This window comes from Vibrio sp. 10N.261.55.A7 (assembly GCF_002877365.1).
Taxonomy (GTDB): domain Bacteria; phylum Pseudomonadota; class Gammaproteobacteria; order Enterobacterales; family Vibrionaceae; genus Vibrio.
On sequence record NZ_MCWZ01000280.1, the window covers coordinates 1 to 20,363 of the forward strand.

The 20,363-nt window shown below is 46.5% G+C and carries 18 protein-coding genes; 10 read left to right on the plus strand and 8 right to left on the minus strand.

Annotation, left to right across the window (positions count from 1 at the left end):
• Nucleotides 1-92: 92 nt before the first annotated feature.
• Entirely contained in the window at nt 93-1,391 is a 1,299-nt protein-coding gene (locus BCU12_RS13180) for a dicarboxylate/amino acid:cation symporter (protein ID WP_102404712.1), read from the minus strand.
• Nucleotides 1,392-2,100: 709 nt separating this feature from the next.
• On the opposite strand from BCU12_RS13180, the gene BCU12_RS13190 reads away from it, so the two are divergent.
• Nucleotides 2,101-2,856 carry a flagellar brake protein gene (locus BCU12_RS13190; RefSeq protein ID WP_102404714.1) on the plus strand — a complete coding sequence of 252 codons (756 nt, stop codon included), beginning with the start codon at nt 2,101-2,103 and terminating at the stop codon, nt 2,854-2,856.
• 137 nt (nt 2,857-2,993) lie between these two features.
• On the opposite strand, the gene BCU12_RS13195 is transcribed toward BCU12_RS13190, so the two are convergent.
• Nucleotides 2,994-3,956, minus strand: coding sequence for a LysR family transcriptional regulator (locus tag BCU12_RS13195; RefSeq protein ID WP_102404715.1), 963 nt, complete (start codon nt 3,954-3,956; stop codon nt 2,994-2,996).
• Nucleotides 3,957-4,062: 106 nt separating this feature from the next.
• Here BCU12_RS13195 and BCU12_RS13200 point away from each other — a divergent pair, with 106 nt between their 5' ends.
• Nucleotides 4,063-5,430, plus strand: a complete 1,368-nt coding sequence (locus BCU12_RS13200) for an MATE family efflux transporter (protein ID WP_102404716.1) — start codon at nt 4,063-4,065, stop codon at nt 5,428-5,430.
• A 61-nt stretch (nt 5,431-5,491) separates the two neighbouring features.
• Here BCU12_RS13200 and BCU12_RS13205 read toward each other — a convergent pair whose 3' ends face one another.
• Nucleotides 5,492-6,736: an MFS transporter gene (locus BCU12_RS13205; RefSeq protein WP_102404717.1), complete on the minus strand. Its 1,245-nt coding sequence runs from the start codon at nt 6,734-6,736 to the stop codon at nt 5,492-5,494.
• A gap of 106 nt (nt 6,737-6,842) precedes the next feature.
• Between BCU12_RS13205 and soxR the strand changes: the two genes are divergently transcribed.
• Nucleotides 6,843-7,280 (plus strand): redox-sensitive transcriptional activator SoxR, encoded by a 438-nt coding sequence (gene soxR / locus BCU12_RS13210; protein ID WP_102404718.1) that lies wholly within the window; start codon nt 6,843-6,845, stop codon nt 7,278-7,280.
• A gap of 13 nt (nt 7,281-7,293) precedes the next feature.
• On the opposite strand, the gene BCU12_RS13215 is transcribed toward soxR, so the two are convergent.
• Together BCU12_RS13215 and BCU12_RS13220 are read right to left on the minus strand one after the other, a co-directional pair.
• On the minus strand, nt 7,294-8,274 hold the full coding sequence (locus tag BCU12_RS13215) for an urea transporter (protein WP_102404719.1): 981 nt from the start codon (nt 8,272-8,274) through the stop codon (nt 7,294-7,296).
• Nucleotides 8,274-10,181: a methyl-accepting chemotaxis protein gene (locus tag BCU12_RS13220; protein ID WP_102404720.1), complete on the minus strand. Its 1,908-nt coding sequence runs from the start codon at nt 10,179-10,181 to the stop codon at nt 8,274-8,276. The genes BCU12_RS13215 and BCU12_RS13220 overlap by 1 nt, the downstream gene beginning before the upstream one ends.
• A gap of 342 nt (nt 10,182-10,523) precedes the next feature.
• Between BCU12_RS13220 and BCU12_RS13225 the strand changes: the two genes are divergently transcribed.
• The 4 genes from BCU12_RS13225 to BCU12_RS13240 all read left to right on the plus strand — a co-directional run bounded on the left by BCU12_RS13225 (nt 10,524) and on the right by BCU12_RS13240 (nt 15,541).
• On the plus strand, nt 10,524-11,786 hold the full coding sequence (locus BCU12_RS13225; protein ID WP_102404721.1) for an imelysin family protein: 1,263 nt from the start codon (nt 10,524-10,526) through the stop codon (nt 11,784-11,786).
• Nucleotides 11,787-11,898: 112 nt separating this feature from the next.
• On the plus strand, nt 11,899-13,287 hold the full coding sequence (locus tag BCU12_RS13230; RefSeq protein ID WP_102404722.1) for a di-heme oxidoredictase family protein: 1,389 nt from the start codon (nt 11,899-11,901) through the stop codon (nt 13,285-13,287).
• A 9-nt stretch (nt 13,288-13,296) separates the two neighbouring features.
• Entirely contained in the window at nt 13,297-14,373 is a 1,077-nt protein-coding gene (locus BCU12_RS13235) for an imelysin family protein (RefSeq protein ID WP_102404723.1), read from the plus strand.
• Nucleotides 14,345-15,541 (plus strand): DUF1513 domain-containing protein, encoded by a 1,197-nt coding sequence (locus BCU12_RS13240; protein ID WP_241909833.1) that lies wholly within the window; start codon nt 14,345-14,347, stop codon nt 15,539-15,541. The genes BCU12_RS13235 and BCU12_RS13240 overlap by 29 nt, the downstream gene beginning before the upstream one ends.
• Before the next feature lie 214 nt (nt 15,542-15,755).
• On the opposite strand, the gene BCU12_RS13245 is transcribed toward BCU12_RS13240, so the two are convergent.
• Both BCU12_RS13245 and BCU12_RS13250 read right to left on the minus strand, forming a co-directional pair.
• Nucleotides 15,756-16,718 carry a hypothetical protein gene (locus BCU12_RS13245; protein ID WP_102404738.1) on the minus strand — a complete coding sequence of 321 codons (963 nt, stop codon included), beginning with the start codon at nt 16,716-16,718 and terminating at the stop codon, nt 15,756-15,758.
• Between the two features lie 299 nt (nt 16,719-17,017).
• Nucleotides 17,018-17,503 (minus strand): GNAT family N-acetyltransferase, encoded by a 486-nt coding sequence (locus tag BCU12_RS13250; protein ID WP_102404724.1) that lies wholly within the window; start codon nt 17,501-17,503, stop codon nt 17,018-17,020.
• Between the two features lie 109 nt (nt 17,504-17,612).
• On the opposite strand from BCU12_RS13250, the gene BCU12_RS13255 reads away from it, so the two are divergent.
• Complete coding sequence (locus tag BCU12_RS13255) at nt 17,613-18,512, plus strand: LysR family transcriptional regulator (RefSeq protein ID WP_102404739.1); 900 nt, start codon at nt 17,613-17,615, stop codon at nt 18,510-18,512.
• A 175-nt stretch (nt 18,513-18,687) separates the two neighbouring features.
• Here BCU12_RS13255 and BCU12_RS13260 read toward each other — a convergent pair whose 3' ends face one another.
• Nucleotides 18,688-19,377 carry a helix-turn-helix domain-containing protein gene (locus BCU12_RS13260; RefSeq protein WP_102404725.1) on the minus strand — a complete coding sequence of 230 codons (690 nt, stop codon included), beginning with the start codon at nt 19,375-19,377 and terminating at the stop codon, nt 18,688-18,690.
• 88 nt (nt 19,378-19,465) lie between these two features.
• Here BCU12_RS13260 and BCU12_RS13265 point away from each other — a divergent pair, with 88 nt between their 5' ends.
• Entirely contained in the window at nt 19,466-19,822 is a 357-nt protein-coding gene (locus tag BCU12_RS13265; protein ID WP_102404726.1) for an NIPSNAP family protein, read from the plus strand.
• Nucleotides 19,803-20,141 (plus strand): antibiotic biosynthesis monooxygenase, encoded by a 339-nt coding sequence (locus tag BCU12_RS13270; RefSeq protein WP_102404727.1) that lies wholly within the window; start codon nt 19,803-19,805, stop codon nt 20,139-20,141. The genes BCU12_RS13265 and BCU12_RS13270 overlap by 20 nt, the downstream gene beginning before the upstream one ends.
• Nucleotides 20,142-20,363: the final 222 nt, after the last annotated feature.

A 20,363-nucleotide genomic window follows, 5' to 3' on the forward strand; every position in this document is an offset into this window, starting at 1 on the left:
GTCGCGATGAACCAAAAATAAGCCCGAATAACGTTAATCATTCGGGCTTGGTTCAATGTTGTGTTTGTTGCTATGCAGAAGCAGAGTGAAGGTTAAGCTTTCGCTAAATGAACCTCTTCCTCTTTTTCACCTGCGCTTGGATCGTTGAAGACTGATTCATCCAATGCGCCTTCTGATTTCGCAACGATCATGGTTACCGCGCTGTCGCCCGTAATGTTAACCGCAGTACGAATCATATCTAATAGACGATCCACACCCATGATCAGTGCAATGCCTTCGAGCGGTAGACCGACCTGGTTAAGAACCATTGCCAGCATGATCAGACCCACTCCAGGAACCCCCGCCGTACCAATCGATGCTAACGTTGCCGTTAAGATCACCGCTAGATAGTCCGACATGGTCAAATCAATGTTGAAAGCCTGAGCAATAAATGCGGTGGCCACGCCTTGCATAATCGCGGTGCCATCCATGTTCACTGTCGCGCCTAGTGGGATAGTGAACGAGGCGACTTTGTTATCAACGCCTAGGCGGTTTTTCGCCGTTTCCATCGTTACAGGCATGGTGGCATTTGAAGAAGCGGTGGAGAAAGCGAACATGATCGCATCTTCCATCTTCTTCAAGAAGGTGATTGGGCTTAATCCCGTTAACCCTTTAAGTAATACGCTGTATGTCACCAAACCGTGCAGCAGAAGTGTGCCTGCAAGCACCGCAAAGTAACCCGCTAGGCTCCAAATCGCGCTTAAACCCAGTCCTGTGAATAGCTTCGCCATGAGGAAGAATACACCGAATGGTGCAATGTGCATCAGTAGCGCAACGAGCTTCATGATCACAGCGTTTAGGTCAACGAAAAGGCTCGCGATGCGTTCGCCGGATTTTCCTGCGGTGCTGATCGCAATACCAAATAGGATAGCGAAGACGATAATTTGCAGTGTCTTACCTTCTGCCATCGCATTGATAGGGTTGGTTGGGAACATGTTAATGATAACCTGCCCAAGAGACGGTGCTTCGGCGGACTGGAAAGAAGCCGCGGCCGTTAAGTCTGCCCCTGCTCCTGGCTGGAATAGCGTGCCCATTGTCAGTGCCAGTGTGATGGCAACAGCGGTGGTGACGATGTAAAACGCCAGGGTTTTACCCCCCATGCGGCCTAGGGTCGATAAATCTTTTAGAGAACTCGTGCCGCAGACGAGCGAAACGAAGACAAGTGGAACAACAAGCATTTGCAAGCTGGCAATAAAGATTTTGCCACCCACTTCAAATAGGCCATTCACGATGTATGTGTGAACAAAGCCTTCATCACCAAACAGGAATCGAACGGCGAACCCTGTTAAAATACCCGCTACCATACCAAGAATAATGCGTCCGGTAAGCGACATTGGTTTTTTTGCATTCATTGAGAACACTCCTTATTTTTATGCACTTCAAGTTCGTTTTGAAGCGAGCAGGAGGTTATCAGTCATTCTTAAAAATAAAAAAGTAAATAATCCAAGATCGTTAATTGATGTGACTACCATCACGTGATTTTTTGGGTTTTTAACGAGGTTTAAATGTTTAATTAAAGTGTTATTAACTAACTTGTCATTATTGATATCATTGTTGACAAATTTGCAGGATTATCATGGGTATTGGCAACAGGCGGAATGACGCATTCTGGCTGACGTTCGTTGCTAAAAAAGATGATGCTTGTGAATTCGCAGGGCGATTTACATCGGTATTTCCGAGCGAACTGTTCGTTTTCAATAGAGCTAACGCCCCGAAAATAAAAGAGTTAAACATCACGGCGTCCGTTCTGATGTTATTTTTAGATCTAGTGTAAGGTGAGTGATTGACGGCTGAATTTGCACTGTAAATTGTTAGTGGTGAATTGATTTCATGCATGAATGGTTAGCGCTCAGAATTCGTATGTACTCGATTACATGGTGAAGAATCCCTCAGTTGGACGCTTGAAGAGCAAGTACTCTGTCAGATTTAATGCAGAAAAGGGCATGCGAATTGATGACAAAAATGTGTACATCTACAAATTATTGATGGTTTGTATAAATAATTGTTAATGATATTGTTGAGAATATAGTAAAATCGCCGTCAACATCGAACGGAGATCCTATGAGCATCGAAGCAACTAAAAAGGAAGTGGCCTCTTCTGGAAGGTCAGATGGCGTTGTCAGCACCATTAATAGTACCGATGCACTAGATATGGTTGAACATGGCAGCGAATTGACCATGACGATTTCAACTCCGATCGGAAGAAAATACCAATGCGCTAGCCGATTTCTTGGCACTCACCCTGATAACCTTGTGCTGGTTGAAACCCCTCATTTACCAAAAGATGAGTTTGAGTTTTTTTTTCAAACAGGGTTTAAGTTGAATGTTCGTGCCATCTCTCCCCGCGGAGAAGGCGCAAAGATACATTTTCAATCTCAAATTCAGCATATCATTCAAGAGCCGATTTCGATGATCGCCATCTCTATTCCTAATAGTATGCGGGTCACTCAGCTAAGAAAAGAAGCGCGATATGATATCAATTTAATGGGTGCGGTATTGCAAGACTCGGGGAACACGCAATGTGAAATCCGAGATTTATCAAAAAGTGGCTGCCGCTTCTTTACCCCTCCGCTGGGCAAGAGCTTTCAAGTGGGAGACGAAGTCACCATTGGTTTACACCGAACATTAGAGCAGCCTAAATGTCCGCCTTTGATTGGCACCATTTGTAACCTGCAACGCTCAGCTCATTACTCTCGCTATGGTTTAGAATTTAGCGAAGAGGGAAAGGCAAATGTGAAAACGTTGCTTTCTTACCTTAAGTTCAATGGTACGAAGCTGGCGTTTTCAAATAAGCTTAAGCAGAAAAGCAACGGCTAGAGCAAGAGTGATGGGTTGAAATCGAGCTTTAGTGTTCGCGTCTTCTTTATTGAGAGAGTCATTAGGTAAAGAGTGCCGACCTTAAATCATTCTTTACTCTTGTTGAGCTGTGCTTCTCGCTTCTATTTTTCTAGTTATTACCCTTCTTGGCTAATCTTGCCCACATCGCTCCAATCGTTTTGCCTTGCTAAAGCATTGAGTGCCTCTATATCTTGTTGTGTGATCGTTACAATCCATTCAATGATTTCTTCAATGATGGGAGTTTGCGTTCGCTTGTGGCAATAGTATTGCCATGCTCCAGGTTTCACCTTTGTACCGACGGGGCAATACAAAAACTGTTGCTGAAGCTCTGGTAAAATGAGCAGCAGATCCGTCACGGTTGACCCTTGACCAGATAGGCAGGCACTCAGAGCAAGATCGAGTGTAAAAAAGGTGGTGTCACGCACTGGGCCTAAAGGCGCATTGGGATGCGATGCTAGCCAGTCATTCCAATCATCATGACCCAATGTTGAATGCAGTCTTCGCATCGTTAACAGGGAATCGATGTCCTGATTCTCCACAGTACTGCTGGTGCGACAAACTGGGGCCATGTACTCATCACGCAAAAAGGTCACATGACGCAGGTCATGATAGCTGTTCTTTTTACGAGAGCTGAAAATCAGTAGGTCGTAATCACCATCATTGAGGCTGGCTTCCTCTTCGAGAGAAGGAATGATGACGATGTCATGTTCAGGGTAGCGATCACTGAGTTGATGTATTTTAGGAATAAGGCAGCGTGTGGCATAGGTGAGCGCGGCTTTTATCACGATTTTCTCTCGCTTAGGCGCTTGCCAAGATTCAAAGAGAACCTGCAGTGCTTGATAGTTTTGATTCAGCGCTTGGGCAAGCTGCACCCCTTTTTCTGTCAATTCAATAGAGCGATGATGACGTATGACCAAAGGGACATCGAGTTCTTGTTCTAGCAGCTTCACTTGCCGGCTTACCGCACTTTGCGTGACGTACAGCTCTTCCGCTGCCAATGTAAAACTCGCCAGCCTTGCAACGGCTTCAAAGGCTCTGAGTGCATTGTTTGAATGCGGTAAATTTGAATAAGGGCTGATAAATCGACTCCTTTCGTATGAGTTTTAAGAATGTCAGTGTGACTTATTAATCATTTGAAAGCCACCTGCTTTCCTCTTAAAGTTAGCCAAAATATAAGAGGCCGATATGAAAAAAATACTCTCGCTCGCATTCCCATTAATCATATCTCAGCTCATTGCCATGGCATTGGTGTTGACCGATGTATGGATGATGTCGCGAATCAGCGTCACGGCTATTGCGGCGGGTGGGTTAGGTGCCTCGGTCTATTTCTTCCTATTTATAATCGCCAGCAGTACCGTGGGTTGCGTTGCGAATCTCATTGCCATCGCCTACGGTCAACGTGTTGCGCGCCCAGAGTTTGGCAATCAACAGATTCGTTATGCGGTGAAAGGGGCAGTGCTGCTTTCGGTCATCCTCTCTATCGTGCTATTGGGCTTCTTCCATTTAGCGCCTTGGGTACTCGAAAAAGCGCAACAGCCAATCGAAGTGATTACGTTGGCGATGGTGTATGTGGATGCATTGAAATGGGCGATTTTCCCATCTTTACTGCTACTGGTGTTTCGCGGGTTAACCAGCGCACTTGGGCATACACGATCTGTGTTAGTCATGTCTTTGATTACCGTCATTATCAATATCCCTATTAGCTATGTATTGGCATTTACATTTGGTCTTGAGCTAACGGGCTTAGGAGCAGGGACGGCACTGTCTGCTACCATCGTTGCCATTGGCTATGGCGTATGGGTATTCCAACGAGAAGAATTTCGCCCGTTCTCGCCGTGGAAGAATACGGAAGAGTATTCTCTGAAGCTCGTTAAACCATTACTGGCTATGGGCCTGCCTATCGCGCTCGCGGCTTTACTCGAACATGGCCTGATCTATGGCGGCACTTTAATGGCGGGCACCATCAGTATTGCGGCTCTCGCGCTGCATCAGATCCTGCTTCAGTGCTTGAGTCTCACGTGGAACGTCAACTTCGGTTTATCTCAGGCTGCCGCGATCTTAGTGGGTAGAGATTTTGGTGCAGGAAACTACCCAGAGATGAAAAAAACGGCTTGGAATAGTTTTCTCTTAGTGACCGTGATCAGTCTCATCTTGGCGGCAGTCTTTATTGTGTGGCCTGAGTTTGTCGCGATGTTCTTTGGCATTGATGATCCGCAACTTGTGACTATGTTGTCAGCGGTTATTTGGGTCGTGGCATTGAGCTTTATTGTTGATGCATGGCAACTATTGGCGATTAACCTTCTGAGAGGAATGAAAATTGTGGTCGCGCCTATGTTTGTGACCGCGATTGGTTACTGGTTGTTTGGATTGCCATCGGCATGGTGGCTAATGTCACGCTTTGAGCTAGGTGGTATCTGGGGAGGGATTGGTATCGGGCTTGGTGTGACTGGCGTTCTACTGCTGCTTCAGTTGTTACGAGCGCTCAATCGTCAGACGCTGATCAGTGACCAAGCACCCCATCAGCCAGCGTCCACTGTAGGCGTTACGGCATAATAGAACCTTATCGTGGTGAGGCCAGAGTTCGGTGAATCGCAATCCATTCTGGCCATCCAGTTTAAGCGGGCGCATTGTGAGTGGAAGATGCCGCTTTTGAGCTCCTGTTTTTGGACGTATTGTTGCTTGTCGTTCGGTTAGATGAATTGCTGCTCGCAAGCATCATGACGCTGGCGATCAGGACAACCAATGCTGCGATGTAGAATCCATATTCGGTGTATTGGTAATGACTCAGCAGAGCAATCACAACGTAACTGAGACTTTGCGCTAAGGTAGAGAACATCGTTATTCCCCCATCGACACGACCGCGTTGGTGCACTGAAACGGTATGGTGCATCAGGTTCACTCTGGCAATGCGGTTGGTGGCATTGAAAAAACCAAATCCAAAGGTGAAAGCAATAAGGTAAATGGGGTGCGGAAATATTGCCATTCCAAGCAACATGAGAACGAGAATAAACATCGATGTTTGCATCGCGTGCTGATGTTGGAATCTTGATAAAATACGGCTCACCAACAAACCTGTTAATAGAGAGCCCGCGCCAAAGCTGATGTTATACGCTGCGTACCAACTCCCTTCTATATTGTTTTCGGCAAACCAAATGGGCACGAGTTTCCCCAGAAAAGTGAGGATCGGGTAAGAGAGGCTCGACAAGAGCAGGAACAAATAGAATTGAGGTGCCTGCTTAAATATAGAGGCACTCTCAAACACTTGAGCAGAAAACGACTGCTTCAGCTGTGTCTTTATTCTTTGGCGGTAAGGCGTGGCCAAATAAGCAAGCGCAGCAATACCGGAAGCGGTCGAAGCAAACAGTCCAAACTCCACCATGCCCCAATGTTCAAGTAACACAATTCCTAGCGCTCCAGCACCCAAAGTTGTGGTTTGCATGATGACTTCTTGGTAACCCGAAATCGACGCGTACTCTTCCTTGTCGTAATTCTCTTGGGTAAACGCATTATTGGTTTGCCACGCAAAGTTACTTGAAACCCAGAACAGCAATTGTGCGCCTGCCAATATCCAGTGAGATTGCCAACCGAGCCAATAGAGAATAACCACCGTCATCGCGGTTGCAGATTGAATGACCTGATTCAAAATCAACAGCGATTTTCGAGAACGCCTATCAATATGGGTAGAAAAAATCGGCGTTAAGACAAATGAAATCGCTGTGCAAGCTAATGCCGTGAGCGCCACGAAGGTGCCCATATTGGGTGTTTGTAAGATGATCCAGGGCAGTGCCATCATGAATAATCCTGATGAGATACCATCAAAGAATCGACCCGTTAAATAGGGTGGGGTTTTGTTTTTCATCGTTGCATTCCATTTTTTAACCTAGCTTGTGTGGTACTGTAAAAGCTCAACTTAAGTTGAGGTAAAGCTTTTTGTTGACTAATTAAGCGTGGGTACAGGAGCAAATATGGATATCAGCATTGGTGAAGTGGTTAAGCGGTCTGGGGTGAATAGCTCAGCGCTGCACTTTTACGAACGAAAAGGGCTTATAACGAGCTGGAGAAATCAGGGTAATCAAAGGCGTTACCACCGAAGCGTGTTAAGGCGTATTGCGGTTATAAAGTCGGCGCAGCAGGTGGGGCTGACTCTTGAAGAAATTTCGCAGGCTTTGTCGCCACTGCCCAAGCATCAAGCGCCCAGTAAGAAGCAATGGGCAGAGCTCGCCAGTTCATGGCATGAAATGTTGGATCATCGAATCAAGATGCTGAAATCTTTGCAAGAAGATCTGGATGGTTGTATTGGCTGTGGGTGTCTGTCGCTGGAAAGTTGCAACCTTCGCAATCCAAAAGATGAGAATGCCAAGACCCATCAAGGCGCCAATTTTATTATTGATGGCAACCTTTAACGGGCTTACTTCGCTAACCTGCGCTCTTCTCTTGCGTTCGAGGTTCAGTATTGAATGTGTTGACGATTGTTATCACGATCCACGCGCTGAACACGAAGGGAAAGGTTAATAAGGTGAGTTTCAATAGGATACCGACATAAGCCAAGGTGCTCGCCAATCCTATACCGGCGAAAATAGCGGGTTTACTCATGCCTGAAATTTGAGATAACGCCAGCGCAACGAGTGCGCCATTAAAACCAAACAACCCTTGATACATGATGTGAACGGCCTGCTCATTGTGCGAAAGCGTCATGAGATCGAGTGATGCTTCCCCACCGACGAGAGACAAAATAAACGCGGTAGTCAGCCCAAACCCCGCCCCAAGCACTGCCCATATCGATGTATTCATTGAGTGAATGGCAATAGCGAAAAGAACGACCAGGCTGAATACCAATCCCTGCTGAAAGAGCACCTGTCCAATGCCGTTGAACATAGCATGGCTGAAATAACTCAGGTGGGAGGTCTCTTCAATGAGGAGTGAACCACCTTTCAGTGTCAGCCCAAGCCAGTCCGCGGCAAAGAAAATCATGGCGATAATCGATAAAAATGGAAAGGTAAAAGGCGACACCCTCCAACGCCAAAATCGCATGATAAGAGAAGTTGCGCCGCCACCAAGAACAATAAGAACGAGCAGTAGACTGTTGGGTGAAAAGAAAGTCATGCATGCAATGCCCACTAGCGCGCCGTTGTAACCATAGAGGCCTTGGTTGATCGCCTCAGACTCAACAGACAATATTCTCGCCACGAGTAACGATGAAAGTGCGCCAATTAAGGTGGCAAAGGTCAGCGAATGTTGAACTCTTGTCCAGGGTGATTCGAGTAGATTGTGGGTCGTGAGATCATGAAAAAAGAGAGCCACAAGCAACAATAACCCCGTGGCGGCATTGTTAATTAACGCGACTTGGCCAACGCCACGTAGGGTTGGCCTGATGACATGCTCAAAGAGTGTGTTCATTAAAATTTAAACTGACTCACAAGCGCCTCAAGGTGTTGCGCTTTCTGGCGTAATGCCTCACATTCTTGGGCGGTTTTCTCAACGCTCTCGTCGTTCTGTCGCGCTATTTCAGAGATGTTCGTGACGTGTGGTGATATCTCGCTCACCACATTGGATTGTTCGCTGGTTGCGGTCGCAATCTGCATATTGATGTTGTTCATTTCACTGACATCAGAAGAAATGGACGTGAGCTGAACTTCCGATTTCGACGCTTCTGTTTGGCACTGCCCCGCTAATTCAGCGCTGGTGGAGATGGCAGACACCACGTCTTCAGTGCGCTTTTGTAGTTTTTCAATGATGGCGCGAATCTCTTCGGTGGATGCTTGGCTTCGAGATGCGAGCGTTCTTACCTCATCGGCAACCACCGCAAAACCGCGCCCTTGTTCTCCGGCTCGCGCTGCTTCTATTGCCGCGTTAAGTGCGAGTAAATTGGTCTGTTCTGACACCCCACTGATCACATCCAGCACCGTATCGATTGAGCTTGCATCTTGGGCAAGTTCATTGACAACATTCGTCGTTTCACTCAGCTGTGAATTCATGTCGTTGACGCTTTCTGAGGTAACAGAAACGGCTTGTAGACCAATATCAATCGAGGACATGGCTGAGGTTGCACTCGTCGCGGCGCCATCAGCACTGGCTGCGACCTCTGATGAGCTAGCGCCCAGCTCATGAATGGCGGTTGCCACTTGTTCAATCTGACTGGTTTGCTGCTTGATCTCTTCTTCCATTGAATGCGCCATTTGGTCAACACTTTGTACCGAGTTCGATATTTCCTGACCCGTGTTAGAGATGTCACGCAGCAGTTCAGCTAAATAATGAACAAACTGATTGTAACCCTTGGCAATTTGCCCCACTTCATCATGACGAGTGTCGTCAAGTCGGTGAGTGAGATCGCCACCGCCTTTACCAATGTCTTCCAGTAGAGAAGCTACATGAGCAAACGGGGCAAGTAACTTGTTGGTTGACCAGGCTGCAATAGGGATATAAATCGCCGCGATCAGCAGTGCCATCCAGATCATGGTTTGACTGAACGCTTTGAGTTCAAACAGTACGTCGCTTCTTGGCTCAATGGTGATAAGAGTCCAGCCGATGGTTTCCAGGTTCTGAGCACCGATAACTTGTACCTCACCCTCCAACTCGATTTCTTGTACCACGGTCTCACTTGGGTTGAGCAATGGGGCGCTGTCATCAATCCCTAGGTTTTGAAGCGTTTGACCTATCTTCGATTTGTCTGGATGAATCTTAATGCTTCCAGATTGATCGACTAAAAAGACGTATCCATTGTCACCGATTCGGTATTGGCTAATCAGTTTTGTCACACTATCGAGTGTTAACCCAATACCCGCCACACCGATGCGTTTTCCGTTATTCATCACGACATAGTTAACAAACATGGTTGGCGTGCCCGTTGCGCTATCGATATCAAAAGAGAGTTCAAAGGTCTTGCTTGATTCAATGAAGCGATAAAACCACTGGTCGCCACTGTCTGATTTATCCAGCGTCTTCAGGATACCTTCGGCAATGTAGTAGGTTCCATCATCGCCAGAAACAAAGTAAGACGTAATGGCTTGGAACTCTTGCTTAACGGCGGCCAAAAACGCGTTGATGTCTGCTTGAGAGGTTGAACTTGAGTACTGAGTAAAGAGAGGAGTGCTTGCGAGTACACGTGAGGTGATAACAGGGGCTTCTAACTGAGCGGTGAGATCATTGCTGACTTCACCAAGCACGGCAGGAAGTTCACGTTCAAAGGTCTTGTTTAGCAATATATTCCAACTGGCGTTGACGGAGTACATCCCGAGCACTCCGATGATCATGAGTGCTGCGATGACCGTTGAAATAATGGCCTTGGCGCGAATTGTTAGCTTCATGTGAGTTCTCCTACTCATGGCATCCATTTGAGTTCTGTACTACTAGCTTAGCCTATCGACCAATTTGTGAATTTTATGTTAAAACTGACCGTAAGGTCAACTTAATTGCATGCCATGCTGTTCATTTTTTGACTAGCGCTCACGTTTAACCACCTGCAAAAAGTGTGGTTATGTCTCAATTGTTGAAATTTCAAATTATCAATCATTCATATTGTCAATGAAGCTCCTGATAGTTATTGAAAAAAAATTGTAAACTTGTATTATCGCAACTAATAGTGCAAATGAGAATAATTAGCACTAGCAATTAGAATTAGAAAATTGAGCTCAACAAGGATGCTTTTGATGAAATTAAGAACTCTTTTAGGTACGTCTATCACGGCCTCATTCGTGCTTGCCAGTGCGTCTACATTTGCTGCGACCGTGACGGAAGATCAAGTGGTAGAACACTACGCCGATATCGCCCACGCTGTATTTTCTGATGCAGTGACCACCGCTAAAACACTTGACCAATCGATTGAGTCATTTCTAGCGGCGCCGTCTGAACAAGGCCTACTGGATGTGAAACAGGCGTGGCTTGATTCTCGCGTGCCATACCAACAGTCTGAAGTATTCCGTTTTGGTAATGCCGTTGTTGATGACTGGGAAGGTCAACTTAACGCATGGCCACTGGATGAAGGCCTTATCGATTACGTTTCGGCTGATTACCAATATGAACTGGGTAATGAAGGCGCATCAGCGAATATCGTTGCGAACAAATCACTACAGATTGGTGCGACATCATTAGATGTGTCAGACCTGTCTGCTAACGCGATTGCTGACCTTAATGAAGTTGGCGGCTCTGAAGCTAACGTGGCTTCTGGTTACCACGCGATTGAGTTCTTACTTTGGGGACAAGACTTGAACGGCACTGATGCGGGTGCTGGTGAGCGTCCTTATACGGATTATGTTGTAGGTGAAGCGTGTACTAATGGCAACTGTGAACGTCGTGGTGAGTATCTACGTGGCGCTGCTGATCTACTTGTTCAAGATCTAGAGTGGATGGAAAAGCAGTGGTCTGCGGATGAAAAAGGCAACTACCGTGAAGAGCTTGTGAATGGTTCTGCAGAAAATGGCTTACGTAAAATGCTATTTGGTATGGGTTCTTTGTCTCTAGGTGAACTTGCTGGCGAACGTATGAAAGTAGCACTAGAAGCGAACTCAACGGAAGACGAGCACGATTGTTTCTCAGACAACACGCACAACTCTCACTACTACAACGAGCAAGGTATCTACAACGTTTATACCGGTTTGTACAAGCGTGAAGATGGCACACTGCTTTCTGGCCCAAGCATCCACGACTTGGTTGCTCAAAAAGATAAGCAAGCGGCGCAAGAAATTCAAAAGCAGTTTGACGTAACTCGCTCTCAAGTAGGTCAACTGGTGGTTTCTGCTGAGAAGAATGGTCAAGCCTTTGACCAACTGATTGCTTCAAATAACGCGAAAGGTAATGCGTTAGTGAACGAAACAATCATCTCTCTTGTTGATCAAACAGTATCGATTGAACGTGCGGCTAAGATCGTTGGTATTACCAACCTATCGCCTGACACGGCTGATCACGAGTTCTAAACCCGACCGTGATTTTTAAGGGCTCTTAATTGAGCCCTTTTGCGATTTTAATACCCTTACTTTTAATGAGAGTAATTCTTATTTATCTGGTTGTTTTACAAGAGACTCACCCATGAAGCTGTACGTTAATTTTTCTCTTATTGCACTCATGCTTTCAAGCACGTTTACTCACGCATACGACACGAAATCAGGGGGCAATACCTCCATTAAGAAAGACGGGCCGAATGCCTACTCGATGCCCGCTGCAAACTTGCCGATGTTAAAAAGACTCGACTTCAGTGTGGGGAATAGCTTTTTTCGAAACCCTTGGGTTCAGGCGCCAGCCTCAACCGACGCGCGTGATGGCTTAGGGCCACTGTTCAATACCAATGGTTGTCAGAACTGTCACATCAAAGATGGACGAGGACACCCACCGGAAGAGAATGACATGCATGCCGTGTCGATGTTGGTTCGATTAAGTATTCCAGCGTCTACGCCAGAGCAAAAAAGAGCCTTCATTAAAGATGGGGTGATCCCAGAGCCAACTTATGGCGGGCAATTGCAAGATTTTGCTCAGCAAGATCAAAGCCCAGAAGGGCAAATCGAGATCACTTATACCGATGTACCCGTTGAATTTGACGATGGTACTCAGGTGGTGCTCAGAAAGCCGAATCTTCAAATCGTAGATTTGGGTTATGGTGAGATGCACCCTGATACCCAGTTTTCAGCGCGTATTGCCCCGCCAATGATAGGTCTCGGGTTACTTGAAAGCATTCCTGACGACACACTTGAGCGGTGGGTAAAAGAGAATGCCGAACGCAATGATGGCGTAACAGGAAAAACCAATAAAGTGTGGGATGTAGAGAAAGGTGACTTCTCTATTGGGCGCTTTGGTTGGAAAGCGGGACAACCCACATTGATGCAGCAAAATGCCGCCGCATTTAATGGTGATGTTGGCCTAACCAGTCGATTGTTCCCTAACGAGAACTGCACCTCAGCGCAAACATTGTGTGACGACCTCCCGAACGGTGGCGAGCCAGAAGTGAGCGATAATATCCTCGATTTTGTTGAGTTTTACTCTCAGCATCTTGCGGTGCCAATTCGCCGTAATGTCAACGACCCTCAAGTTCAACTAGGACAAGAGCTGTTTGCCAATGCCGGTTGTGAGAGCTGCCACAGAACCAATGTAAAAACCGCGAAATTAGATCAACTTCCGGCTTTATCTGAACAGCTCATTCACCCTTATACGGATTTGCTGCTACACGATATGGGGGAAGGGCTCGCCGATCACAGGCCTGAATATCTGGCCAATGGTCGAGAGTGGCGTACTGCGCCGTTATGGGGTATTGGTTATACCGAGGAAGTGAACGGACACACCTTCTTCTTGCATGATGGCCGAGCGAGAAACCTGATGGAAGCCGTGTTGTGGCATGGTGGTGAGGCAGAAAATGCGAAACAGAATGTTCTATCGCTGAATAAGAGTGAGCGTGACGCACTCATAGCATTCCTAAATTCATTATAAGGAACACCGATGAAGAGATTTCAATTAACCGCTCTCGCTGCATTATTCAGTGTGTCTGTCGGTGCATTAGTGGGCTGCCAGTCAACAGAGAAAGAACTGGATAAGCAAACATTTGAGATGACGACTCATGCAAGTCAGAACGTCTATCAAGTTCAATTTCAATCCGCGGCCTACTTTGCTCAGCAAGCGGCACTGTTAAATGGTACTTTTTCTGAGTTCTGCGCGAGTCTTGATTCAGAAGATGGGTCAGAACACGCGTTAAAAGAGCAGAGTCTAAAACAACAATGGCATGAAACGATGCTGGCGTGGATGGCGATTCAAGGGCAAGAGCGCGGGCCAGAGCAAGCACTAGAGCAAAGCTGGAATGTTCAGTTTTGGCCAGATAAGAAAAACACAACAGGACGCAAAATGTCGGCAATCACCAAGCAAGATAAAGCTTGGAGTGCGACTGAAATTTCAGAGCAGAGCGTAACGGTGCAAGGTTTAGGGGCGATTGAGTGGCTGCTTTACGATCCTGCATCAAAGGTGAGGGAAGTGGTTAGCGTGTGTCAGACAGGCAATGCGATCACAGAGAATCTCGCAAATAATGCTGAGACGATTCACCGAGCGTGGGCGAGTAACCCTTGGACAGATCTCGACGATAAGCAGTGGCAGTCAGAGTATATGTCGCTGCTATCGAATCAGCTTGAGTACAGCTTGAAGAAGATGAGCCGACCACTGGCGAATTTCGGCAAACCTCGTCCGTATTTTGCGGAGTCATGGCGCTCTGAAACGTCCTTGAACAACCTGAGTGCGAACATTACGGCATTGCAAGCGCTTTACCTCGCCAATGGTCAAGGGCTTGATCGGATCTTGAGAGAAGAGGGGCACGCAGCGCTAGCAGATAGCATTCTTGGTCAGTTTGAGTCGATGCTTGAAACATGGCCTGATGAACAAAGCATGTTTGAACTGCTCAAGAGTAAGCAAGGGACAAAATTTGTTTACGCTCAATACAACAAGCTTGAACAGCTCAACTACTTGATTCGTGAAGAAGCCGCGATAAAGCTGGGTATTGTGATTGGATTTAATGCGACAGATGGTGATTGATAAGTCGATGTCAGCCAATACTCGTTTCTCATTGAAGCAACCTGATTGCGCACACCAACCTTCCTCAAATGAAGAAGGCCATGTGACCAATCAAACACGGCGTACCCTCCTTAAAGCCGCGTTGTTTGGTGCGGCTACCCCGCTCTCTCTGCTGGGTTGCAGTTCTGTTCAACACACCGACTCTAAGACTCCGCATTTGATTGGTTGCTCGATCACGGGGCGCGACCGTTATTCTGTCGTGGTGGCGAATGAGTGGGGGAAACCGATTAGAACCATCGCCTTGCCTGATCGTGGCCATGGTATTGCGATCAACTCACAGATTCACCATGCGGTTGCTTTTGCGAGAAGGCCGGGGTCATTTTTCGTTGTGTTTGACTATACGACCGGCGAGGTGATTCAGCGCGCAGCAGCTTCAAATGGTCGCCATTTCTATGGTCATGGCGTTTATTCCAATGATCGTCGTTGGCTCTATGCGACGGAAGGCAACAGTCTGACAAGCGAAGGGATTATAGGCGTTTACGATGTGAAAGCCGGTTATGAAAAAGTTGCGGAATTCAGTGGCTTTGGTATTGGCCCGCATGAAGTCATTGTGATGCCTGATGATCAACTGGTGATAGGCGTAGGCGGTGTTCATACCGACGGAAGAACCGCGCTGAACATTGATACGATGTCACCGAATTTGAGCTATTTGAATGCCAATGGTGACCTAGTGGATCAGGTCGGCCTTGATGATGCGCAGTTGAGTATTCGACACCTCGCGCATGACGGAGAGAAAACGGTGTTGTGCGGACAGCAATACCGAGGGACACCAGATGACTCGCCTTCGTTGCTTGCGATGCACACTTCTGGCGAAGGAATGGTCTCATTACAGGCTGAACCAGAGCAATGGGCCCGATTTAACCATTACATTGCCAGTATTGCGGCGACCCAAGATTGGATTTTGGCGACCTCTCCAAGGGGGAACTGTTACGGTATTTGGTCTAAACACACTCGACGGTTAGTTGAGCTGTCTGCGTTGCCAGATGCGTCAGGCGTGGTTGCTCATAATAACGAGTTTTTTGTGAGCTCAGGCTCGGGCAGTGTGATTCATCAGCTTAGCCCTGATTCAAGAAAGGTCTATCAATCAGGCGTACAGTGGGACAATCACTGGACTCAAATCATTCGATAAATTTATAAATTCTCAGCGTAAAACAAAAACAGGTCAATTGTTGTTATTTTTATAAATCAATAGCTTTGGCCTATTTACTCACACTGATTCAAGTATGCTTAAGAAAGTACAATAAACGAATCTCCACGTGATATGAATCGAGCGGAACAGAGTCAATTTCAATGGCGCTGTATCGTTCTTAATGATCGTTAATGTCTACCTCATGAAGCGCCAATTAACCTGTCCATAAATCTCTATTCGGGTCATTGCTGTTAACCCACGTCAAATCCGTTCGTGCGGTCATGTAGGACTGCAATCCGTCGTACGATTGAAAGGCAACCGCCCCTCCTAGATGTGCAAAATCATCAAAGTAGTCATCTTCCAAATCGCGTAAATCGTTCAGATTCTTAATCCCTTTCTCTATCGCCCACTGTATTGCAAAGACAGGCACCACAACGCCAGAAATCGTTACCTCTGAAATCAAAGAGTGCGTGCGGTTTTGTAAAGCGTCCATCTCCCTGATATGCAGCGCCTCTTGTTTTTCGGCTTCCTGAAGGCGCACCTCTTCCACGATTTGATCGCGTCGATAGGGTGAAATCCGTTTATTGAGTTTGGCGATTTTCAGTGCGTAATCGAATCGTTCAGTAGAGAGAATATTCACCAACTCGACCAACAGCTCTTTGTCAATGTCTGTGGCAGTTGCAAAGTAATCGATACAATGATGGATCGAGCGGTAATCAACGCCTTCAAAGGAAAAGTGAATGGTGTCGTCAATGCTATCCAGTGGAACGCCGTCGAGCGAAATCGACCACCCTTGGTATGAGATTCTTTGCTTGGCTATTTCATACATCTTCCATGCACTGTCGCCAAACCCACCTAAAATAGCCCCTGAAAAGTCGCAGTCGATAAGCTCTTGCTCTGTCCAGTTTTCACCAATGCCGAGGTGCTTGGCGTATTTTGTGATCAAAGCCTGATTGATATGAGCACGTAATGCCCAAACAGAGCGCAAATGTTTAGACAATTTGATGGCATGACATTCTTTGCAAGCGGGGATGGCCAGAGGCGCATGCTCTAAACATTGAGTGTTGCCGGAAGCGTGTGGCAGCTGCACCAATGCCGATGACGGTTCCCCGCAGAACCAACAAGTGTGTCTGAATTCGAAAGGAATATCGATCAAGGTATGAGCGGTTGTTTTCATCATTGTTGGTTGCTATTGCGTTGATAAGTTTGGCTTTCGAAATAGTACCACGATTGTGTATCTGTAAGGGGGGAGTCGCTGCTGTTGGAACGCACTGAGGTTGGAAGTCGCTGAGGTTGGAAGTTACGACAGAGCCGCAACGAAAAGACGTGTGGGTGACGAAGCGAATGAAACCATGCGGTTAAAACAAAACGATTGAAACAATGTGAATGAAACACAGCGAGAATAACGGATTGAATGGCGAGCTAGCGCATCAGCCAGTGAGGGCCAGTCACTCAGCTGATGGCATTGAGAACGCGTTATGGCTGCTCTGCAAAGTCGATTAATGATTTCCCAGACATGCGGTAACCTATCCACTCATCTTGTGACTCGGCACCGATGGATTCATAAAAATCTCGAGAGGGCGTATTCCAGTCTAAGCAGTTCCATTCAAATCGGCCGCATCCTTGTTCTAAGGCAATTCTGGCCATTTCTTTCAATAAGCGTTTCCCCGCCCCAATACCTCGACACTCTTGCGACACATACAAATCCTCAAGAAAAAGGCCAGGTTTGGCTAACCAAGTCGAGTAGTTGTAGAAATAGATGGCCATGCCAATAGGTTGCTCACCTTGCTGACAAATCAACGCATTAACGTGGCTGTGTTCTGAAAATATTGTGTCTTTAATCGTTTCAACCGTGGCATGAACTTCATGCTCCGCCTTTTCGTAGATAGCGAGCTCTTTGATAAAATGAAAGATTGTCTCACTGTCTTCTTTGACGGCTGGCCGAATCGTTAATGGTGTCATGGGTTATTCCTTTAATGTGATTGCGATGGTGTTCAATAGCGTCATCATAACGGCTGTAGTACCATGTAAACAGTGCATTATTATCATAGTTATATGTGTTGTATTCATAATGAAATTACACCAGATCGACCTAAACCTTCTTTTACTCTTTGATGCTTTGTACCGACATCGTTCAGTCTCCAATGCGGCGAAAGACGTGTATCTTAGCCAATCGGCCTTTAGTCATGGCTTATCAAGGCTGCGCAAGCATGTGTCTGATGAGCTCTTCATTCGAATCAATAACGTGATGGAACCGACGGCGTTGGCGCATGAGCTCGCGACTCACATTACGCCTGCTCTTGGTCAGATTTACAGTGGCTTAAACAATCAATCAACGTTTGACCCAGTCACGAGTGATATTGAATTTACTTTATCTGCAACGGATTACACTCAGTTCAGCTTGCTGCCGAAGCTAATGAGTCACCTCAGTCGCAAGGCTCCCAACATTAAGATCACGATCACCCCAGACGAAGAGGGCACGCCGACTAAGAAATTGATGAGTAATGAGCTGGACTTTATGTTGGGCTTTAGCCATGAAATTGAGAGGTCTTCAACGGTAGAGAGCTTTACATGGACACAGGATCGCTATTGCACCATCGCGAGAAAAGGCCACCCGCAACTGGAGCATGGCTTAACGCTAGAGGCATTTCTATGTTTGCCTCATGTAAGAATTTCACCTTGGGGAGAAAAGATCGGTATCGTTGATCAGCAGTTGGCCAAAGAAGGGTTGAAGCGTCATGTGGCGTTGCAGCTTCCCAGTGTTCTGGCTGCACCTTATGCCATCGAGCACTCGGATCACTTGCTGACCTGCCCTAGAGTGATTGCTGAGCAAGTGAGTCAAACCATTGATATTGATCTTTACTCGCCCCCAATTCCCATTCCCGATTACAAACTGAATCTTTACTGGCATAAGTTGAGTAATAGCAAAGCCAGTCATCGCTGGTTCATTGATGTTATTGCCCAGTTATAGATGACAAACGAGCGGCTTTAATGTTCTTCTGCTTTTATATTCTTATACTTCAACGCTTTCCTGCTTTGATATTTTCCTACAGGGGAGAGGGAGGCAGCTGAACCGAGTTTGTGACTGGGCTTTACCTGACTTGGTTATTCTTAATCTAGAAAAATGGCCATGACCGTATTACCCATCATGCTGACGATTTGGCGATGTGATACTTTTTTGAAAAAGCCGCTAAGCCTTTTGGTGAGAAATGGATGGCCCTAGAATCAAGATCTCGTGACGCCCACTGTCTGTCGATGGCATCCGTTAGAATCCATTCCCCTAGGCTTCCTGCTAAGTGACTGCGTCTTTCGCTCCAATCCAAACACGCTTTGCATACTGGGCGCCTGCCCGGTTTGAATAACGCGAAGTCAACACCAAAACTCTCAAACAAATGCTTTCCGCGCTCAGTTAATTCGATGCTGTCCGATTCATCGACAATAAACCCTTCTGACACCAAGGTATCGAAAAGTATCACCCCAAGTTCACCCGCGAGATGGTCGTAGCAAATTCGTGAACGTCTCAGTCTTTCATTCGTTGGCCCTGTCGCGACCTTACTGCTCGCCATAGCTGCACTGATATTGAGCAGTTGTTCCAGAAGCTCAGCAACGTCACGGTTCTTTAGTTGAAAGTACTTATGTCTTCCTTGCTTTCTAACGGTCAGTAATTCCCCATCAACCAACTTTTGTAAGTGGCTGCTTGCCGTTTGAGGTGTGATGTCAGATTCAATCGCGAGCTCTGTGGCCGTTAAGGCTTTTCCTCCCATAAGGGCGGTGAGCATTTTCGAGCGAGCCTGGTCACCGATAAGGCTCGCGATGCCAGCAATGTTTGGATCCATGTAAACCTGCTATTTAGTTCGATTGCCATCGAAGCATACCCATTGAGAAGACGTAGACTGCCTCAAAACAAAAGAGGAGACAAGATGGATGAAAATTACATGCTTCATTGAATATCGCATTGACCCATTTAAAGTGGATTTATTCGAGCAATATGCCGAAAACTGGAGTCGGGTGATCCCCCAGTGTGGCGGTGATCTGTTGGGCTATTTCATGCCACATGAAGGCACCAATGATAGAGCGTTTGGCTTGATTAGCTTTAATAGCTTAAGCGACTACGAAGCGTATCGTCAGACATTACGCGAATCAGCGTTGGGGAAGGCGAACTTCGATTTTGCTCAAAACAACCGGTTCATTAAGGAAGAGGTGCGTTCATTTTTGAAAATTGTCCCATCCACCTACAAGAGAGCCCCAGAAGGAGATGTTTATGATTGCGGTAATATTTGAGGTGACGCCTAAAGCTGATGGGAAAGAGAGCTACTTTGAAATAGCCAAATCGTTAAAAGAGGATCTGAGCTGTATCGATGGATTTATCTCTGTTGAACGGTTCCAAAGCTTAGCCAATCCAGACTCGTTTCTCTCTTTGTCATTCTGGCGAGATGAAGAGGCAGTTAAAGAGTGGCGAGGCCATGTTCAGCACCAATTTGCGCAAAAACAAGGACGATATGCGCTTTTCTCTGACTACCGGTTAAGAGTGGCCGAGGTCGTACGTGATTATGGCATGAATGATCGTCGGCAAGTCCCTGCTGATGCCGGAAGACAATAGAGTTTGATCGCTTTTCGGGAGCATTGCGAGTGAACAACTCGCAATGAATACAGTACAGGCCGAGCCATTTAAAAACGTTTTTGGACAATAGTTTGTTAGTGACTTTACTAAACTCCTGATAAGAAGACCTGTTTCACTCAGCTACTACATTATTGAGAGTAACTACTGCTACCAACTCCTTGAATCCAGTCTATGTGTAAACAAGTTGGTCAGTTAAACGCT